We start from the raw sequence: 19,278 nt of genomic DNA, 5'->3' as shown, positions 1-19,278 counted from the left end.
ACGTCGTAACGCGAATATAGCTGCGGATAAGCACTGAGTAATAAATTTATGGTGAAAATTTAATCAATTCATGCTCAGCTTTGCGCAACTTTTTCCTTTAACGCACGTTTCTCATCATCAGAGAGGAAAGCCATATATAATCCATTTTCTTGCGCTTGACGGATCTCTGCAGGCGTTAAGCCGGCAGCGGGGGCAGCAACCTCATATTCGTGAGCTAACTCAATGCCTTGTACAGCGGGGTCATCGGTATTTATTGAAGCCATAACGCCGTGTTGTAAAAATTGTTTTAGAGGATGATGGCGTAAGTCAGAGACGGTACTGGTTTGTATATTTGACGTCAGGCAAGATTCAATACCAATCCCGTGCTCAGCGAGGTAATCCATCAATGCAGGATCTTGAACCGCCTTAACACCATGGCCAATACGTTCTGCACCCAGTTGCTGAATGGCCTGCCAAATACTTTCTGGACCTGCCGCTTCACCCGCATGAACAGTAATACGAAGCCCCGCGTCACGCGCACGCTGGAAATGGTTAAGGAATCGCTCACCGGGAAAGCCCAGCTCGTCCCCAGCCAAATCAACGGCCACGATCTGCTCTTGATGTGCCAGAATAGCGGCCAATTCTTGTTCACAGGCGTGTTCACCGAATGTACGGCTCATAATTCCAATCAGTTTTGCACTAATACCAAACTCTCTGCAGCCTGCTTGCACGCCATCAATAACGGCTTCAACAACACCAGCGATAGGGAGTTTATGGGTCATTGCCATGTAGCCTGGTGAAAAGCGAAGTTCGGTATAGTCGATACCGGCGCGTAATGCGTCCTCGATATTTTCGTAAGCGATACGGCGGCAAGCATCCAGATCCCCTAATACTTTTACCCCCCAATCAAGTTTCTGTAAAAAGCTAACTAAATCAGGTTCGTTAGACATCACTTGCACATGGGGCCGTAAACTTTCGATATCGTCGGCAGGCAGTCCACAATTAAAGGCACGCCCTAAATCAAGAATAGTGCTTGCACGAATATTGCCATCCAAATGACGGTGAATATCGGTAAGGGGGAGTTGGGGTGTAATCATGGTCGACTCTTAATAATTGTTTAAGTACTGCATAGTATAAAAATATCACACGCTGAGATGCCAATATTTTAGTTGTTTATGAGCAAGTTTTCGTCGATTGAGGCATAAACTTAATCTTCGATAAACAAATTAGATTAAACAGATTAATATTACATATAGAATAAGCGGAGTGATCTACGGTCAAAAGGTAAACAGGTGATGATTAATTATTTAACTCTCGCAGATGATGAACGCTTGACGCTGCTGCATGAAACCCATTTACACACCCAAGGGCAAACGTCGATTAAAGAGTGGCATATTATTGATGGTCAAGGCAGGGTGACTGGCGGAGTAACGCTACAAGATAGGATTAATTTACGCCGTTCATTTAGTGGTGAGTATCGCCTGATACAGCGTAATGGTCAGGGCGATATCATTTTAGATCGACTGATTAACACAATTTAGGGCGCTTCCTATCCCGCAACAGGTCTTTACCCGATATACTGTCAGCGTACTCATTAGGAGAATTAGATGAAGATAATGTCTTTATTAGCGAGCATCAGTGGGATTGCCGTCGTTGCTACGCTAGCGGGTTGCGCTCAATCCGACTCGCACCCTGATACGCAACATCAAATTGGTATGGCCAATCCTGCTTCGGTCTACTGTCTGTCGCAAAAAGGGCAGCTGGAGAATGTTAAGACTGCTCAGGGCGTCAGTGGCTACTGTACGTTACCCTCCGGTGAGCGTATTGAAGAGTGGACGCTCTTTCGCCGTGACCACCCACAAAAATAAAGTAATAATCATAATCAACCCCACATCTGTGGGGTTTTTTGTATCATAAGAACAAGATTAATCATTACTGCTTGAGGTCAGATATTGCTCGATAAACTGCTCAAGGGTCATCTTATCTTGGTTAACGCTGACTTGACCTGAGGCGTAATGCAATGCTGAATTAAGCTCATCTGCCTTACTGGTAGTCAAGTGATACATTTCACCTAACGCTGAGAGTGACTGAACTTGTTGCGCAGCAAATTGACCGGCTTGTTCGACAGGCACACCTTCAGACTGGGCAATGACAGAGAGGAGTTGTGTCGCCATTGGTTTGTTAATCGATAATGAAGCATTCAGTTGTTTCAGATAGCTATCCACGATACCTGATAAGCCTTGACTTGTGACCTGAGCCTTAGAAGGATCATTGAAGTCAGCTTTCATTGAGAATTGGCTTTCACCCTTATCATTTTTTAGGGTTAAGCTATCGACTGAGAACTGCGGAGCATTAGCCAGTAATACGGGAATGTTTTGTAGTACAGCCGCATTAACTTCGTTTTGCATGGCCTGTAGTTCATCTTGATTGGTGACATGAGAGATATTCGCCATGTTCTTTTCAACGGCTTGATTGTAGTTATCATAAAAGGTCTTCATGCCGCTCGCGCTAAAATTATGGAGAGAGAGTTTTAGCGTGGCAGAACCGAGAGGCAGCTGCTGCCAGTCGATCTTATCTATCTGGTAGTTAAGGCTACCGTTGACTAGGTTTTGAGTACTATCCAGATTTGAATTACCTTTAATACCCGTTAATTGGACCGCAGGCTTATGATTTAACGCATAAAGGAAATTCTGCACATCAATCTGTTGAGTGCCTACACGCAGACCTTCGTTACTCAGTCGACTATCCGAATGGATAGACAGACCATTAATGGTCATTTCAGTATCAACGTCTGCGTCATTTTTAAAATTGAGTGACACTTTTCCCGCATCAATGTTCAGGACAATCGCTTTATTATCCGGCGACGTTTTAAGAGAAATATTGGCTGTATCGCTGCTCAGGCTGCTGTCCATCGCATTATAGTGGATTGGCTGCACTTGGATGTCAGAAGAGGTTGAATGACCATAGCCAATCCGTGTCTCAGCAGTGAACGGTAATTTGCCCTTGGTGAAGTCGAATAATGGCTTAACAGTAGGGGTATTTGCTAACTCGCTATGTATTGAGGCAAGCGACGGGATCAGGTTCAAATGTTTTAGTTGAGCAAGAGGGAAAGGACCGTGACTGATCTTCTCATTAAAAACAAGTTGGTCGTTCGGTGCTAATAACGCGTTGTCATCATCAGCCGGTAAGCGGCTTTTCACGATAAGTTGCGTAGTACTGCTGAAAATATGTCGCTCGTAACCTTGACGGGTAACAATTAACCCTGCTTCAGGGTATTGCTGAGTTAATTGGTCATTTAGTTGCGCAACGACCTTATCGATATGCTGTTCTGCTTTTTTACCTGTGAACCACGCGCCACCGGTCCAGAGAACGCCAATCCCTACAACGACAGCGATAGCAATTTTAGACTTCTTCATAATTATTTGGGTCCTTATCGATCCTGATATCTAGCCAGCGGTCACTGTGAAGGATTTTCTCCACTGCCCCACAATTGTTTTACATGCTTTTACATTCTAATCCCTTAATCTGTCAAGGAACGGCAGGGTACAGGGCGAATATTTCGAGAACGGTATCTGTCAACTTCCCAATTAATGCCGTCGAACGGCAAATTTGTAATTAAGGCATAGAATTAAGAGATATTTATAATGCAGGGGGATGAGGAAAATGAATGAATTTCGTTATGAACAAGATTCGATGGGTAAGATAGCGGTACCCAGCCATCGGTTATGGGGCGCACAGACCCAACGATCATTAGAACATTTTCGAATTTCGACTGAAAAAATGCCACAAACATTAATTTATGCTTTAGCCATAACCAAACGCGCTTCCGCCACGGTAAACAATCAGCTTGGTTTATTGGACAGTCAAAAGGCGTCAGCCATTATTGATACGGCCGATGAAGTGTTAGCGAATAAACACCCGAGTGAATTCCCGTTAGCTATCTGGCAGACGGGATCGGGGACGCAAACCAATATGAACATGAACGAAGTGTTGGCGAACCGTGCTAGCGAGTTGTTAGGGGGAAAGAGGGGGATGGAACGGAAAGTTCATCCTAATGATGATGTCAATAAAAGCCAAAGTTCCAACGATGTCTTCCCGACGGCCATGCATATTGCTGCAAAACTTGCGACCGTCCAGCAGTTAATCCCAGCGCTTGAGACCTTAACTCAAGCGCTGAGCCAAAAATCAGCGAGCTTTAGCGATGTGGTGAAAATAGGTCGAACACATCTACAAGATGCTACGCCACTCACTTTAGGGCAGGAAATATCCGGTTGGGTGAGTATGTTAACCTTTGCTAAATCCCATTTGATTGCCGCAATGGATCATCTTTCAGAGCTAGCCTTGGGCGGTACAGCGGTGGGAACCGGCCTTAATACCCATCCAGACTACGCTAACTTGGTAGCGCAGGAAATCGCTACTTTCACCGGTGAATCTTTCACCTCCGCACCGAATAAATTCGAGGCATTAGCAACCTGCGATGCCTTAGTTCATTTTCATGGCGCGTTGAAAGGACTGGCTGCATCACTAATGAAAATTGCCAATGATGTGAGATGGCTGGCCAGTGGTCCGCGCAGTGGCATTGGTGAAATTACCATTCCAGAGAATGAGCCGGGAAGTTCGATTATGCCGGGTAAGGTTAACCCAACACAATGTGAAGCCCTCACAATGATTTGTGCGCAAGTGATGGGTAATGATGTCGCGATTACAGTGGGCGGAGCCTCGGGAAATTTCGAGCTAAATGTGTTCCGGCCAATGATTATCCATAATGTTTTGCAAAGTCTACGATTATTGGCTGACGGTATGCACAGTTTCACTGAACACTGTGCATTAGGTATTGAGCCAGATAGGAGGCGTATCCAACAATTGGTTGAAAATTCGCTCATGGTAGTTACGGCACTCAATCCTTATATTGGTTATGATAAAGCCGCGGTAATCGCCAAAAAAGCGCATCATGAAGGCTTAACGCTGAAAGCTTCGGCGCTGGAATTGGGGTATCTGACCGAACAACAATTCGATCAATGGGTAAGACCCGAACACATGACCGGTCAGCAACAGGATTAGTCTTCTTTCCACAGCCATAAGCGCGGAATGATTAACGTCGCAGGATGGGCATCAGGCTTATGGCGGTGAATAATATTCTCTTCATCATAGTTCGGTAAACTCCCCAACTCGGGTAAGGTTTCCCCCTCTAAACAAGTAATAATCAGCGGATTCGGACAGGCGACTTGCGTCTGTTTCTGCTGAGTACTCTGCCAAAGTCGTGCGATAGGTTGAACCTTTACCGGTCGCTTGATTTTTAAACGACAGTCGCTAGGAAGCTGTTTGATCAACCTCAATTCTTCATTCACTTTTTCTGCCCACTCTTCACGTGACCACGGCGCACGCCCTCGTCCGGCATTAAGACTCTTCTCCAACATCTCAATGACATCGTGTTGATTTAGACGTTTAATGACATGTTTATTTGCCCAGCCGAAATTGACAGAGTCGACACTCGGATAAACATTAAGCGTACGGTAGGTATTTAAAGTCAGTAATCCGGGGAAGTGTTGATGGACGAAGGGGAATCGAGCCGCCGCAGGCAGGCCAGTATCGACAGTTATAAGTTGTTGAAATAGTTGCTTAGCTTGATTAATCGTGGTGCTCAATGCGATCAACTTTCGCTTTTCCTCAGCGCTGACTTTTATACAAATTACGCCTGGGAGTCGAGTCGCGCTGCGCGTACTCTGCTGTTCAGCTTGTTGTTGCAAATAGAGATGGGAAAAGTGCTGCAAAGCAAGTTGGCGTGCTTGACGTCCGACATGCTGTTCGACGCTGATGATAGGAGTGGGCGTAAGCTCTTCTCCTTTAAGAATCGGAGGAAGGACGAAAACTCGTGCCGCCATTAGCTGTGCAGCCTCAATGCTCTGGCAAAACGCGGCCAATTGGGTTTCGATACTATTAAGCGTCTCGCGCATTTCTTCAACCAGTGAGTAACGCATGGTAGTCCTTAGTTACAACATACTATAGTGTGGCAATATTCTACTGTGCTTCGGTGACTCTGGCAATAAACAAGTCATAATAGAAAAGGGCGACCGGACTACGTATAATGTGCGGTGATTCTCCGCTGAACTTCTTCTATCGATCGATATTTGTTAAAGTAGTGGGGTTCTCTACGAATGTTCTTATTTCTGATGTGAAGAGGCTTTGATGTTAGATTATCGTTTTCCAACTGCACTACAAATGGTTCTCAGTGTCGCAATGTCTGAAGAACAAGGAAAACGTTCGACCAGCAATACTCTCGGTAATGGTGCTGAAGCCAATCCAAGTCTAATCCGTAAATTGATGGTCCCCCTGACACGAGAAGGGATTTTTGTTACGACACTAGGCCGTACCGGCTCAATTCACCTTGCTCGTCCCGCAGAGAAGATTACGCTCTGCGATATTTATATGGCAGTAAGCCATGAGAAAAAACTACTCAATTCCCGCCCGGATGTAAAAAAGCCTTGTTGTGTTGTAAGCGCTAATGTGTGCTGGTATTTCAAACAGATAGCAGAAGAGGCGGAACAAGCTTCTTTACAGGTATTAGCCAAACATACCGTCGCCGATGCACTAATCGCCCTTAAGCAGGGGAAGGCACTAAATCCGCTTTTAGAATGACTTCCTTTCACTAGCAAAAATAAAGTGCAACTTTAAAGGTTGCATTTAATCGGATTAAGATGCATTATTTAATGCAACTAAAAAAGATACACTTTATTTCGCTAGGAGTCACTGATGAATGGTTCTTTCTTTGATGATTTAATTCACTGGATTGATACCCATATCGAGAACCGCTTAAACTTAGATATGGTTGCCGACCGTGCTGGCTACTCTAAATGGCATCTACAAAGGATGTTTAAAGAGCATACTGGACACGCGCTTGGTGAATACATCAGAACAAAAAAATTAGAAAAATCGGCTTGTCGTCTAACACATTCAGATGAGCCAATATTGGCTGTCGCGATTTCCATGGGATTTGACTCTCAGCAATCCTTTAATCGCAGCTTTAAACGCCAATACGGTATGGCCCCTGGTACCTGGCGCCGTAATGCTTCTCCTGTCCAAACCATGCATTAAACTTATTTTACTCCGCCTTATTACAAGGCGGTGCATTATGCTGAACAGCCATACTTCTCTCATCGTAATCCCACTGGCACTCTGCTAGACTTTCTCCACGATTTATTTGACGTGTAACTTTTATGCAGCTTAAAAAATTTCGTCCGTTGATCATTGTCATAATGCTAATTATTGGCTTTGCGCTGAAAGCGTGGCATAGCCCATCAACGTCATCTACCGTAACCACATCCTCGTCTGGGCAAGCGTCTTCATCAATTGAAGCTAAAACCAATCCCATTACTGTGGCGCGTTATCTGCGTTCCCATCAACAGCTACCTGATTACTACATTCGTAAAGGTGAAGCTCGCCATCAAGGATGGATTGCTTCCAAGGGTAATTTATGTGATGTCATGCCGGGTAGGGTAATAGGTGGGGATCGCTTCTCGAATCGAGAGCATCGTCTTCCCGAGCAATCAGGGCGTTACTGGCAAGAGGCTGATGTCAATTTCAGCTGTGGACGCCGTAACAGTGACCGATTACTGTTTTCATCGGATGGGTTAATTTACCTTACCACCGATCATTATCGCAGCTTCCAACAGGTGCCTTAAATGTTTATGCTTCATTTTGATTGCCAACACATACACTCTCGTGCGGATTTTTATCATCAATTACGTCGGCAATATCAAGCGAGCAACGCTTTTGGTGATTCGCTTGATGCGTTGTGGGATTGGTTGACTGGTGAATTTCCTCTGCCTTTAACCTGTTACTTTCATCACTTGCAACCGCAACAATTAGCGGCTGACCAACCATTAGCCGCTATTGTGGACCTTTTCTATGAGGCAAGAGAAGAAGCTCCTGATCAATACCATATAGTTCTTGAACAGGATAAAGCCGAAGATTGCTAGGTAAGGGGGGCCATTACGCGCCCGTCATCACGCCAGTAATATTCTTGACTATTACCCCGCAGTGACAGGGTATTCATCTCAAGGGTCACGCACTGTCGATCTATGCTCTGCTGTCGGCTGTCTTGTAGGCCGATTAGGTTAGGCAGGGCGAGTAACTCGCCCTGTGGATCGAAATGCCACTCAAGCTCTAGCGTGATACCTAATGCCAAATTATCAATTTTCTGACGATTAGGGATCAGCGCGAAAAGTGGGGAAGCAATCACCGTGGAATTCTCTCTACAACGATAACCGATAGAGGTTGGCTGAGTAATTGTGAGGCTAGTGCGCAGCGTAGTTTGATAGGGGGGAGCCAGCAAGGCATATTCTAATCTTCCATCTAACGCGAGTGGCCCATACCAGCGTTCAACCGGAACATTGCTGATGTTACCGGGCAAAATGGATCGCTCCATGGTTAATTGTTCCGCCGTTAACGTGTACAGTAAGCCACCTAAACTCGTTGCATGTTTACCATTCGCTAATTTACCGGAAGCACAGAATGGTAAACTTGCGTCCGTCGTTAACGCGGTTAATAGACAAGTGTCAGTAGCTGGACGGCGAAATATCTGCTGAAAAAGTGGCAATTCCATCACTTGCCCACTGAGTAAGACCACATCACACTGCTTTTCAGTGACAGTGTCACTTATTAATGTCAGAAGTTGACTCAACCGACATCTTTCGCCCTGTAAAAATTCAACAAAATCCTTAAACGACAATTGAAAACATAATTCCGTCAAATCCACCCGGATACTCTTAGCGGAGAGGCCAATAATTTTGTCCGCTAAGCTGGACTCGATAAAGGTAAAAATATCCCTATCGATTAACTGACTGACGCGGCAAAAGTAGGTCGTTTCTTTTAGACGATAACGCCAGAGAATATCTTCCACCACAGGCAACAACAGGTGCCTCACCACATACTGACGCCATACCGTATCACCCTCATAACTCTTTTCACGACTGAATAACCGTTCGAGGATCAACTCAACAGAGGCTACTCCTTGCAGGCGAAAACACTCAGCAAGCTGTGGAAGTAAAAAATGGGTAATAACATCTTCTAACAAACTGTCACCCGCTAAGGTAAAGCCTTGTCTTAGCAGTAATTGAGGGGAAAGGGCATGCGAATGAGCGTTATCAGGCGTTGATAAAGGATACTCAGTAATCGCTAAATCTGTTGTTCCTCCTCCGACATCTACTAACGCAATACGTAAGGGCGGGGTGTGAGGAGAGCGATGATAGCGTTGAAGTAGAGCTGAAACTGACTGGTTACGCAATTGCTGCCATAGCCAAAAAATTTGTCCGCAACAGGCCTCGTCCCAAGGGAAGCTTATTTCGATATTATTAAAGCTTACTGGGAAAAATTTGGGTTGTATGGCTTTAATCAGTTCAATGGCGCGTTGGGCGAGCAAATAAAAACGCTCTCGCTCTATAGCGGTAAAATTTACCGGTAAGGTGAAAATAACGCGTCTAATAAAACGTGGGGTCTCAGTATTATTTTGTCGTTGGCGGTAGTCTATGCTATTGATTTGTATAGCAATATGGTTAATGAGTTCGGTGATAAGAAAAGTGAAAAGCGTCGCCCGTGAAAATTGGGGAACAAAAACAGGGAACCGTGCCGCGACAGGTAACTCATTTAATAGGTTACCCTGATCGTTAATGAATAAACTTAGGGGATGATCGATGGATGAATACTGAGCTCGTTGCGTCTGCGTGGCATTAAACCAGGTAAATGGAGAGGCGTGATCATCCCATAAATAACGGCGGGGACAGGTGATCCCTTGATACTGAAGATCCTTGTGTGACTGACCATTTAAGCGTTGAGCCTCAGGTCCTATACGTACTAGCGAATGCCATTGGAAGGCATCCATTCTGCCACTTGCCGAGGATAATCCCCGTTCTCCAAAAGGCTCCGGTGAGAAGTTTAATTCGCTACTAAAAATTGTGTAGCGATCATTGGTGGGGCAACTGAGATCTCGGATCTGTAGTTCACTACAGATGCTGAGCGGATTCGCGCGATTCGCCTCAGCTTCATACAACACGCCACAACTATTACTGTTCCCTAAGTCGATGATCGCATCTACCGCAATAGACTCTCTCTGCAGCGATACTTCCCGTAATAAGATAGGGTTAGGCTTAACTTGATGCATCAAAATTTTAAGCAGATTAATGTAGTGGGCTTGCCACATAAATGCTGGGGAGTGCACCGTAGCCTCTAGCGTCGTAGCAGAATAAATAGACTCCATCCACGCACTGACCCAAGCTTGCTGAAAAAAGTGTTGCCAGACTTTAGGATGTTGAGGGAATTCAAATAATTGCCCCTGCTGCACCTCAAACCGACCAGGCTGTAAGCTGTCGTCATCGTCACTCACCGCGGTATCAAAGGCTAAGGTAATTTTCCAACCTTGATCGCGTTGGGGGTGCGGGGACAGATAGGCTCGCGCCCAATTCGTCGGGCGAAGGGTATCATTGTATCCTTTCATCGTTAAATAAGGGATGGGTAGCCAGTGATGTTGTAACACCTCTAGTGATTCAGATAAGGAAAAATAGTATTCAGGTCGTACCCATTCCACGGCCGCTTTGTCGTTTACACAATAGGTGTAGTGGCCCATTTCATCGGGTGTGACTTCACAGAGAGGGCCTTGAACACTTGCCCGAATAAATGCTGATTGGGTGTGTGTGGGATCAATGATAAAGTGCCGATCGATAAACTGGACTCCTGAATCCATAAAGAGTATTTGCGGTTGTTGACCTAAAATTGGCATTATTTTCCCTCACTGTATAGTACGACAGGCAGAGTGGTTGACGGATTTTGTTTCCAGATACACTGGGTATTTGGCGCGCTCTTCTCACAGACAAGGGTGATGGCAGGTAACCTCGAGCTATCATTGCAATGCGTTTTAGCGGTATTAATGAACAATTGCCCGGCAGCGGTGAAAGCGGCTTGACTGGTTGTGACACAGTGCTGTTGCCCGTTCTTTACGGTGGTGCTTGCCTGTCCGTGTTTGAACCGATAAGTTATTATGGCAATCTTGGTATTCACCTTCAGATTGGCATGCCATGTCCCATCAAGAAAATCGGTATTTCCCTGGTAACGCGACCGCTCGGGGATCATTATCGGCACCCTGATTTTCTTCATCACGACTGGCTTTACCCTAGGAGGAGGAGCAATATATTCTGCAGCATGGATCGGTAATGCTTGGGTTGCAGCGGTTAACGCCTTAAGGGTGAGCTTGACCTCATCCGCCGGGGCGACAAATTCCTGTGCTGGCGGCGTCGGCACTATTTTCGTAGGTTGCATAGCGTTGAAGCAAAGCGTGCCGGCGATAGACAGTGCTCCTAATGCCGCAGCGGTATAGTAGATACGCGAAGTCTTATGATGAGCTAGCCGCGGCAGTACAGTCGTATCCGGTTGTGCGGGGGAGGATTCTTCGCCTAGCGTCTGCTGTAATCTGTTGTGAAGATGATAAAAATCGACTGCATGACGGTCCTGACTGTAATAGCCCCAATAAAGTAACAAGGGTTGCTGGTTAACTAAAAAAATTGCATCAGTAGAGGGAATGACCGTTAAGTTCTTCAAAACTTGGTCGATAATAGTTAAAGAACGATTGTCGTGTTGTGAGAGTTCACGACGTAAGGATTCAATTGCTTTTGCCATCTCAATCAACGTCGCTAAGCAGCTTACTTGCTGCGGCAACGTTGCCTCCCGCCAAGGCGTGATCGGCTGTGAGGATACGGGAGAAAGCCACTGTGAGGCTAAGCCATGATGCGTAAAAATAGGTTGAGCAAGCGATCCTTTAATAGCGTCAAGACCATACTGCGATAACAGGTGAAGTATCTGTGGCGCATAACGCCCTAATGGTATGCCTTCGACATTCACGGCAATGTAATTTTGCCCCTTTTCTACCTGTAAGACTGTCTTCACCATAAGTCATCTCAGTTTATTCATTCTTCGTGATTAATGACTTATGATACGGAGCTCAAACTCACTTTATGCTGCGAATAGATTATGTTTAGTCGGCCTAACTCGGCTATTATTAGTCGTATAGTTATTCCGTCGCTAACGATTGAGAGGGAGGGCGTGTGTTACACTCACCGCGAATAGTACGTTGGCTTGTCTTAGTTATTCTCAGTCTTGTTGCCGTTTCATTGCTGGAAATAATCCATCTACCGGCCGCCTTAATGCTTGGCCCGATGTTTATCGCGATCATCTTTGCCGTCGCCAAACAGATGGTCTCACTAAATCGTACTCTGTTTTGTGCTTCGCAGGCGGTGGTCGGAGCCATGATTGCACGCGCAATGCCCGTTGAAGTATTTAAAGCGATGCAGCACACCTGGCCGATCTTTATCATGACGGTCTTTTCAGTTATTGCAGTCAGTACCTTGCTTGGCGCAGTGTTAGCAAAATTCAAAATTTTACCAGGCACAACGGCACTATGGGGATCGTCACCGGGGGGTGCCACTGCAATGACCCTTATGGCAGGTAATTTTGGCGCTGATGTACGATTGGTTGCCTTTATGCAATATCTGCGTGTACTCCTTGTCACCTTATTGGCCACCGCAGTAAGTCATTATTTCGCACCAGACAGTTCAGCTACTTCCGCTCTCACTCAGCTTGAACAGTCCATCGCTTGGGGCGCTTTCGCCATCACCTTAGTGATTATTGTTGCCGCGTTATTACTGTCCAAGGTGATTTCTCTTCCCGCCGCCCCTTTATTACTCAGCATGGTCATCAGTAATCTGGCCATGAATGTCGGTGGTTTGCATATCGAGTTACCCTTGCCTCTATTAGCGACCGCTTATGCTGTGATTGGTTGGAGTATAGGGTTACGTTTCACCAAAGATATCCTTCGTTATGCCTTTCATGCGCTGCCAGCAATCTTATTTTCGGTAATACTATTGATGGCGATTTGCTGCATTTTCGCCTGGATATTAGTGGAATATGCCGGTATCGATCCGTTAAGTGCCTATTTAGCGACTAGCCCTGGCGGAGCGGATTCTGTTGCGATCATTGCCTCTTCGGTATCGGTTAATCAGCCCTTCGTCATGTCGATGCAAACCGGTCGTTTTATCGCTGTGCTGTTTCTGGGCCCTGCATTATCTCGGCTGGTAGCACGGTGGATACATTAATAGTTAACACCTGAATATTTTTCGGTAACGCCATGATTTATATGAAACTACTAAGGGCTGAGCAAATGACATGATGATTATCCCTAAGATCATTGCCAGCCCGTCTGCCATTATTCTGATCGGTGAACTGAAAGCGACCAGTAATAGAAAAATCACAATACATACACCCGTGACCCAGAGTAACGTACTGAATCGGCGGGCGAGATCATTTATAGCTTCTTCAAGAGTTCCGCCATAATTTTCCACGTTATTTTTGATTTTTTGAATATCATCATGGCTAAATCCTGACTCCAGCAATGCCGTTTCACTCACTTTCATAGCATTCCACCTTCCATCCTTAAAATGTAGATACCTCTCAGCAGCAAGTATATACAAAAGCCTCGGGCAAAGCTGAATCATCACAACCATTAGTTGTCAGCCCTAAATCACCTCCAAGGGAGGTGGTGATTGGTCCTATAAGGCTATACAACTTGTAAAAACGTGAATTATTTCGAGGTTCATAAAATTCTCTGTGGTATATCGCAAGGTGTTAATGAAGTGTGTCAGTAGTTTATGATTCTTACAACAAAATATGTCTTAATCTCCCTGAACACTTATTTAACCTCTGAGTTGCACTACACTGTGACTAATCACCAGAGGAATCAGCTATGCAAACGAAGATCACTACCGTCGCAGTACTTGGCTTAGGTGCAATGGGACATGCTTTTGCAACGAATTTGGCCAACCATCATTTCACGATCCGCGTATGGAATCGCAGCGCACAGAAGGGTGAAGATTTAGTGCAAAAGGGGGCGACACTCGCCCAGACACCTGCCCAGGCCGTAGAGGAAAGTGAAGCGGTCATACTGATGTTGGCGAATGCTGAGATTACGCTTGAGATTATGCAACAAGTACTCTCATCACTCGCCGACAATGCGATCGTTGTCCAGATGGGGACGATTGGCGTTGACGCGACGCAACAGCTTCATTCATTGTTAAAAGAGAAACGTCCCGATGTTGGTTTTATCGATGCTCCCGTATCAGGAACAAAAAAACCTGCTGAAATGGCGAAAATCGCCATCCTTGCCAGCGGTGACAGTGCTCTTCAAAAGACTATCGAACCGGTATTCGCGGCGATTAGTCAGGCCATCCACTGGTTAGGGGAAGCGGGTGCGGGCAGTGCGATGAAACTAGTGGTTAATAGTTGGCTGATTGGTCTAATGCAGAGCTTAGCGGAAAGCCATTGCTTGGCGAAACAACTCGGCTTTAGCCCAGAAACCCTCTGGTCAGTATTAGAAGGCGGTCCCTTGGCCGCGCCTTACGCCAAAACTAAATTAGAGATGATGAGTCAAGGCACCTACGATCCGCAGATGCAGCTCAAATGGGCTTTAAAAGATGCAAAACTTGCCGCGCAAACCAGCGGGCCAAACCAGATGCCTGCTTTACAGGGGATCATTGATCTATGGCAATCTGCAGTGGATGCGGGATTAGGGAATAAGGATCTCTCTGTGATCGCACACTACCTCGAAACACAATGTGATACGGCGTTCACAAAAGGGTGAACGCCTAAAACACTTATTGCCAGAACTTACGGCGACTCGTTTTACCAATCCCCGGGTTACAGCTGTTGGTGGGATCGAGTTCACGCCAATGTTGCTGATAGTCCTCTTTAGCGGCATACAGATGGCCGACGTTATGCTCAGCAGGATAACGCGCGCCACGTTGTTCGATATAATTAATCACCTCTTGCTTAAACTTCTTGCCGTCGACCCCAGGCTTCAAGATGTAATCCTGATGGTTAACTAAACAGAAAAAGTGTCCGCAACATGAATCAGCTTGTATCTGGTCTTGGAGATGGGCAGGCAGATCAAATAACCACTGATCGTCGTTACGTCGAAATGCCGCATCAAAAGCAATAAGGCGCTCATTAGGGTCAATACCGAGATAATCGCAGTAAGAAATGGCGGCACCACCTACGGCAAAACGGATCAGAAATGCATCCTGTGCCTCGTGTTCATCGCAGATAAAATATTCACCTTGCTGCTCAGTAAAGAAGGTATCGAGGAGGCCAGTTAATTGAGCGGCTTGCTCACTGTCACCTTTAATCAATAAGTGATGCTGGAAGCGACGCCGATAATCCAAAATACGTTTTGCGACGAGAGGGGGCGTAATTTGGTTAAAACCTTGAATCAGTCGGTCAGTCAGGTTACTTGGCAAGCACTTGAAATTTTTGACCTTAACATCCCACTTAGCTTTTCTCGCCATCAGTCCGGGGATCGATTGAGGTCCAAGCTGACGTATGGCTAAAATCATATGCTTAGCATAACGTAACGTCATATCGAAGGCATTGGCATGAATGTATTCAGCTTGAATTGGCAAGTGCTCGAGCTTGTTCAACAGAAAACGACGCAGGGCGATAAGCACTTTTTCATCATTGGTACCTATGTACCAGGTTTTAGTGGCTTTACTCGCAGGAAAGGTGGCGAGTCTTGCTGCAAAAACGATAATTTTTCCGGCACAGCCAGCACTATCATGTAAGTAATGGGGATCGCCATTAAAACGTGCGGGCGAGGCTGATTCCGTATCACGCAATTTTTCCGCGTAATCATCGGCCCAAATTTTTCCTTGCCAGTTTGCCGTATCACCGATGGTAAATTGCTTAGATTCTAAATGACTTAACATCTCTTCAGGGGTCTGCCCTAAATCAATACCCAAATGGTTGATTAACCTGATTTCACCTTGCTCACTGATCTGCGCATACAGTGACTTTTCGGTAAAGGCCGGCCCGCGCCGGATCAGCGAACCACCGGAATTATTACATAATCCACCAATCACCGAGGCACCAATACAGGAAGAGCCGATCACTGAATGGGGTTCTCGCTGTAGAGGTCTGAGCGTATCTTCTAATTCGGTCAGTGTTGAGCCAGGATAGGCAATCACTTGCTGGCCATCATCGATCACCTGAACGCCTTTTAAGCGGCGGGTGCTGATGATAATCACCGGCCGATCATAGTCATTACCGTCGGGCGTAGATCCGCCAGTAATGCCGGTATTTGACGCTTGCATCAAAATAATGACGTCTTGGGCGACGCAGCATTTCAAAACTTGCCAGAGTGCAGTCAGGGTTTCGGGGATAATAACGGCTAAAGCCTCTCCTTGGCCGACGCGAAAACCGGTGGTGTAAAATGCTTTGTCATCTTGAGAGGTTAATACTTGCTTGTTTCCAACAATAACCGATAACTCTTGAAGCAATGCTGAAGCTTGTCGTTCCATATCCGCCTGATCCTTCCTGCTGAATGATAGGAAAACAATATACCTAAATGCGCTGTCGGGAAAGAGGGGATGATTAATCAAAAATTCGGTAATCAATACTGATTACCGAATAGGGCTTATAATTGGGTGATAATTTTATCGAGCGGGAAACGAGACTTAGGCAGTTGCGCATTAAAATCTGCATCGCTGTTATAGCCGATGGTTGCCATCACCACACTATGCAGACCTTGTGCCTCTAAATCTAGGATACTGTCCATTTTTTTGGTATCAAAGCCTTCGATTGGCGTAGCGTGGAGACCTAGTGCTGGCGCCCCTAATAATAGAAAGCCTAATGCAATATAGAGCTGTCGTTCCATCCATTGACGCTGAAACTCAGGAGAGTGGGCGACATTATTAATATAGCCCCGACGGCCGGCATCATTTTTTTGTCGTGCTTCGGCATCACGAAAACGACCATCTACTTCTTCTTGCGCCACCAAGGCATCAAGATGTTGATCATTGATCGTATTGATACTTGAAAAAACAATGGCTAAAGGTGCTTGGGCCACTTTTGTTTTATTTAGATCAAAAATAGCGGGAGCAATTTTCTCACGACCCGTTTCTGTGTTGATGACATGAAAATGCCAGCCTTGCAAATTCAGTGTGGAAGGGCTGTTCTGTAATAGCGAGAGGATGGCAGAAATCTGCTCATCAGTCAGCGGTCGTGATGCGTCGTAGGCCTTGGTTGTAAAACGGTTTGAAGCTAGATCAGTAATGTTCATATTATAAGTTACCATTGTGAGCAAATAATAATGAAGTACGTTACTGATTTATCGTGACCAGAGCAATACATCAAGCACATAGGGTTAACTACTCAATCAAGGTATTTGTTGGCGATAGTTTTCAATGTGATGTTATAGCGTAGGGATACCATACGTATCGCGGTACAACTACCAATCGCCAGCCAGATACTGTATTGCGGTGGAATGACGCCGGACGACCCCAATAGCTGAATACTGGCACCAATGAGGGCGGCGCTAGCGTAAATCTCTTTAGTCAGGATAACAGGGGAGCGCCCAGTTAAAATATCTCTGATACATCCACCGCCGACAGCACTGATACAGCCCATTAGAATGGAAAAGAAAATTTCATGAGTATGGATATAGGCCTTGTTAGCACCGAATGCGGCGAAAAAACCGAGGCCGAGAGCATCAAAAAATAGCGCGGGTTTTTCAAAAGAGAATACAACCTTTTGAAAAAAGGTAATCAGCATAATGGCGATGATCACACAAATAAGGTATTCGACATTAATGAGCCCAGCAGGTGGCGTTGCGCCTAAGCATAAGTCTCTGACGCAGCCACCGCCCACAGCGGTAACAAAAGCCAGCACAAAAACGCCAAACAGGTCAAAACGATGCCTTACGCCGACCGTTGCGCCACTAAGTGCAAAAACAAAAGTACCAAATACATCAATAAAATGCAGAAGAACAGTCATGGCTACAGTGCTCAAAGAAATAGAGGGAGTATCATCAAGGAGAGCCTCAACGAGACCGGCAGATGATATGCCATAACGGGCACGGAAAAAAGGGTTTCCCGTGCCTTGCAGGGGAGGATGCTTTATTGGCGGGAGAAAACTGACGCTTCTTGCATTAATGCATCACTCGGTCTGACCCCCGTATATAACGCGAATTGTTCTAATGCCTGCAGTGCAATCACTTGGTCACCGCTCAGCACCTTTTTCCCCAGGGCATGGCCTTTTTTGACCAGAGGCGTCTGTGCTGGGAATGCCACGACGTCGAATACGGTAGTGGCCGAGGTAATCGTCGACTCGGCAAACGCGAGGGTTTCACTCTCAGTACCGCCGCTCATTCCAATAGGGGTAACATTCACGATGATATCCGCCGGCGTGGTATCTTCAGGGGACTGATAACGATAGTGATATTTATTAGCTAATGCTTTCCCACTCTGTTCATTGCGGGCCATGACGCTTAGGTGGGTAAATCCCGCATCATAAAATGCAGCGACGACGGCTTTGGCCATTCCGCCTGCACCCTTTACTAAAACCGTTTGTGAACTGTCTGGCAGGTGATCGGCGATTAACTGACGAATAGCCATAAAGTCGGTGTTATAGGCGGTGAGAATACCATTATCGTTAACAATAGTATTAACTGAATCGATCGCTTTAGCAGAGTCAGTTAACTGATCGATAAAAGGTATACAACTCTCTTTGAAAGGCATTGAGACGGAACAGCCACGGATCCCTAATGCTCGTACTCCTTTAATCGCTGCTTCAATATCGGTGGTGGAGAAGGCTTTATAAATAAAATCGATATCGAGTTTTTGGTAGAGATAATTATGAAAACGGGTGCCGATATTACTGGGGCGGCCGGAAAGAGAAATACAGAGTTGGGTATCTTTATTAAGCATCATTCAGTCCTAGTCATAATATTTAGCGATATTATTATCAGTGAACCGATTCCAATGGAAGGTTCACGATAAAAAAATGCGACTCATGGGAAAAAATTAGGCTGTGTAATGCCAGATATTTTCCAAAATAGTGCTTGAGTATAAAAATCGGGTATTCATGAACCGCACAATCATCTGTCGTTTAATGCTTTCAGCAATCGGCAGGAGTGAGCGATCCATGGTTAAACCACAGCTAAACCCCCAACTCTATCTCAGTGATAAGGCGCGCTGGCAAGCGGTAAAACGCGAAACGCCCGCGTCGATGGCTATTTTGTCGTGGCCGTCACAGCCACGGGCCATTTTAAGAAGCTTTGGCAATTCTGATAAAATAATCCTTGAAGCCGCGAAAGCGACCCAAACCAAAAGCCCGATGTTGATAACAAATGGGTAACGTAATTTATGCCCGTTTTTGGGTGGGAAAGTGTCACTTTTGGACGGTTGAGGGGATTTTGTCGGCGAGTGGTGT

At 45.7% G+C, this 19,278-nt stretch carries 20 protein-coding genes; 10 read left to right on the top strand and 10 right to left on the bottom strand.

Translation table 11 applies throughout. The features are described from left to right. Positions 1 to 74: 74 nt before the first annotated feature. Positions 75 to 1,076, bottom strand: a complete 1,002-nt coding sequence (add, locus tag HH682_RS01720; protein ID WP_214235650.1) for an adenosine deaminase — start codon at positions 1,074 to 1,076, stop codon at positions 75 to 77. Positions 1,077 to 1,274: 198 nt separating this feature from the next. On the opposite strand from add, the gene HH682_RS01715 reads away from it, so the two are divergent. Beyond that, positions 1,275 to 1,520, top strand: a complete 246-nt coding sequence (locus HH682_RS01715) for a hypothetical protein (RefSeq protein WP_214235648.1) — start codon at positions 1,275 to 1,277, stop codon at positions 1,518 to 1,520. Between the two features lie 66 nt (positions 1,521 to 1,586). Continuing rightward, entirely contained in the window at positions 1,587 to 1,847 is a 261-nt protein-coding gene (locus tag HH682_RS01710) for a putative hemolysin (RefSeq protein WP_214235646.1), read from the top strand. A gap of 57 nt (positions 1,848 to 1,904) precedes the next feature. On the opposite strand, the gene HH682_RS01705 is transcribed toward HH682_RS01710, so the two are convergent. After that, positions 1,905 to 3,395 carry a YdgA family protein gene (locus HH682_RS01705; protein ID WP_214235644.1) on the bottom strand — a complete coding sequence of 497 codons (1,491 nt, stop codon included), beginning with the start codon at positions 3,393 to 3,395 and terminating at the stop codon, positions 1,905 to 1,907. A gap of 247 nt (positions 3,396 to 3,642) precedes the next feature. Here HH682_RS01705 and fumC point away from each other — a divergent pair, with 247 nt between their 5' ends. Next, positions 3,643 to 5,040 carry a class II fumarate hydratase gene (gene fumC, locus HH682_RS01700; RefSeq protein WP_214235642.1) on the top strand — a complete coding sequence of 466 codons (1,398 nt, stop codon included), beginning with the start codon at positions 3,643 to 3,645 and terminating at the stop codon, positions 5,038 to 5,040. On the opposite strand, the gene tus is transcribed toward fumC, so the two are convergent. Next, positions 5,037 to 5,957 (bottom strand): DNA replication terminus site-binding protein, encoded by a 921-nt coding sequence (tus, locus tag HH682_RS01695; RefSeq protein WP_214235639.1) that lies wholly within the window; start codon positions 5,955 to 5,957, stop codon positions 5,037 to 5,039. The genes fumC and tus overlap by 4 nt on opposite strands. Positions 5,958 to 6,165: 208 nt before the next feature. Between tus and HH682_RS01690 the strand changes: the two genes are divergently transcribed. From HH682_RS01690 to HH682_RS01675, 4 genes are all read left to right on the top strand, one after another. Further along, entirely contained in the window at positions 6,166 to 6,615 is a 450-nt protein-coding gene (locus tag HH682_RS01690; RefSeq protein ID WP_214235637.1) for an Rrf2 family transcriptional regulator, read from the top strand. A gap of 111 nt (positions 6,616 to 6,726) precedes the next feature. Further along, a complete protein-coding gene (locus HH682_RS01685) occupies positions 6,727 to 7,071 on the top strand; it encodes a helix-turn-helix domain-containing protein (RefSeq protein ID WP_214236028.1) in 345 nt (114 codons plus the stop codon). Between the two features lie 122 nt (positions 7,072 to 7,193). Then, positions 7,194 to 7,658 carry a ribonuclease domain-containing protein gene (locus HH682_RS01680; protein WP_214235635.1) on the top strand — a complete coding sequence of 155 codons (465 nt, stop codon included), beginning with the start codon at positions 7,194 to 7,196 and terminating at the stop codon, positions 7,656 to 7,658. Next, a complete protein-coding gene (locus HH682_RS01675; protein ID WP_214235633.1) occupies positions 7,659 to 7,955 on the top strand; it encodes a barstar family protein in 297 nt (98 codons plus the stop codon). Here HH682_RS01675 and HH682_RS01670 read toward each other — a convergent pair. After that, positions 7,952 to 10,750, bottom strand: coding sequence for a virulence factor SrfB (locus HH682_RS01670; protein WP_214235631.1), 2,799 nt, complete (start codon positions 10,748 to 10,750; stop codon positions 7,952 to 7,954). The genes HH682_RS01675 and HH682_RS01670 overlap by 4 nt on opposite strands. Further along, positions 10,750 to 11,913 (bottom strand): hypothetical protein, encoded by a 1,164-nt coding sequence (locus HH682_RS01665; RefSeq protein ID WP_214235630.1) that lies wholly within the window; start codon positions 11,911 to 11,913, stop codon positions 10,750 to 10,752. The genes HH682_RS01670 and HH682_RS01665 overlap by 1 nt, the downstream gene beginning before the upstream one ends. A 155-nt stretch (positions 11,914 to 12,068) precedes the next feature. On the opposite strand from HH682_RS01665, the gene HH682_RS01660 reads away from it, so the two are divergent. Then, positions 12,069 to 13,115, top strand: a complete 1,047-nt coding sequence (locus HH682_RS01660) for an AbrB family transcriptional regulator (RefSeq protein ID WP_214235628.1) — start codon at positions 12,069 to 12,071, stop codon at positions 13,113 to 13,115. A gap of 3 nt (positions 13,116 to 13,118) precedes the next feature. Here HH682_RS01660 and HH682_RS01655 read toward each other — a convergent pair whose 3' ends face one another. Then, on the bottom strand, positions 13,119 to 13,433 hold the full coding sequence (locus HH682_RS01655; RefSeq protein WP_214235626.1) for a hypothetical protein: 315 nt from the start codon (positions 13,431 to 13,433) through the stop codon (positions 13,119 to 13,121). 329 nt (positions 13,434 to 13,762) lie between these two features. On the opposite strand from HH682_RS01655, the gene HH682_RS01650 reads away from it, so the two are divergent. After that, positions 13,763 to 14,656, top strand: a complete 894-nt coding sequence (locus tag HH682_RS01650; RefSeq protein WP_214235624.1) for an NAD(P)-dependent oxidoreductase — start codon at positions 13,763 to 13,765, stop codon at positions 14,654 to 14,656. A gap of 13 nt (positions 14,657 to 14,669) precedes the next feature. On the opposite strand, the gene dld is transcribed toward HH682_RS01650, so the two are convergent. The 4 genes from dld to HH682_RS01630 all read right to left on the bottom strand — a co-directional run bounded on the left by dld (position 14,670) and on the right by HH682_RS01630 (position 18,773). Then, positions 14,670 to 16,367, bottom strand: a complete 1,698-nt coding sequence (dld, locus tag HH682_RS01645; RefSeq protein ID WP_214235622.1) for a D-lactate dehydrogenase — start codon at positions 16,365 to 16,367, stop codon at positions 14,670 to 14,672. Between the two features lie 116 nt (positions 16,368 to 16,483). Next, positions 16,484 to 17,128 carry an oxygen-insensitive NAD(P)H nitroreductase gene (gene nfsB, locus HH682_RS01640; RefSeq protein WP_214235620.1) on the bottom strand — a complete coding sequence of 215 codons (645 nt, stop codon included), beginning with the start codon at positions 17,126 to 17,128 and terminating at the stop codon, positions 16,484 to 16,486. Positions 17,129 to 17,220: 92 nt separating this feature from the next. Next, positions 17,221 to 17,841, bottom strand: coding sequence for a trimeric intracellular cation channel family protein (locus tag HH682_RS01635; protein WP_214235618.1), 621 nt, complete (start codon positions 17,839 to 17,841; stop codon positions 17,221 to 17,223). A gap of 122 nt (positions 17,842 to 17,963) precedes the next feature. Then, entirely contained in the window at positions 17,964 to 18,773 is an 810-nt protein-coding gene (locus HH682_RS01630; RefSeq protein ID WP_214236026.1) for a shikimate 5-dehydrogenase, read from the bottom strand. A 217-nt stretch (positions 18,774 to 18,990) separates the two neighbouring features. Between HH682_RS01630 and HH682_RS01625 the strand changes: the two genes are divergently transcribed. Beyond that, positions 18,991 to 19,203 carry a hypothetical protein gene (locus tag HH682_RS01625; protein ID WP_214235617.1) on the top strand — a complete coding sequence of 71 codons (213 nt, stop codon included), beginning with the start codon at positions 18,991 to 18,993 and terminating at the stop codon, positions 19,201 to 19,203. Positions 19,204 to 19,278: the final 75 nt, after the last annotated feature.

This window comes from Rosenbergiella gaditana (assembly GCF_018494065.1).
Taxonomy (GTDB): Bacteria; Pseudomonadota; Gammaproteobacteria; order Enterobacterales; family Enterobacteriaceae; genus Rosenbergiella; species Rosenbergiella gaditana.
This window is presented reverse-complemented; position numbering and strand designations above follow the sequence as displayed.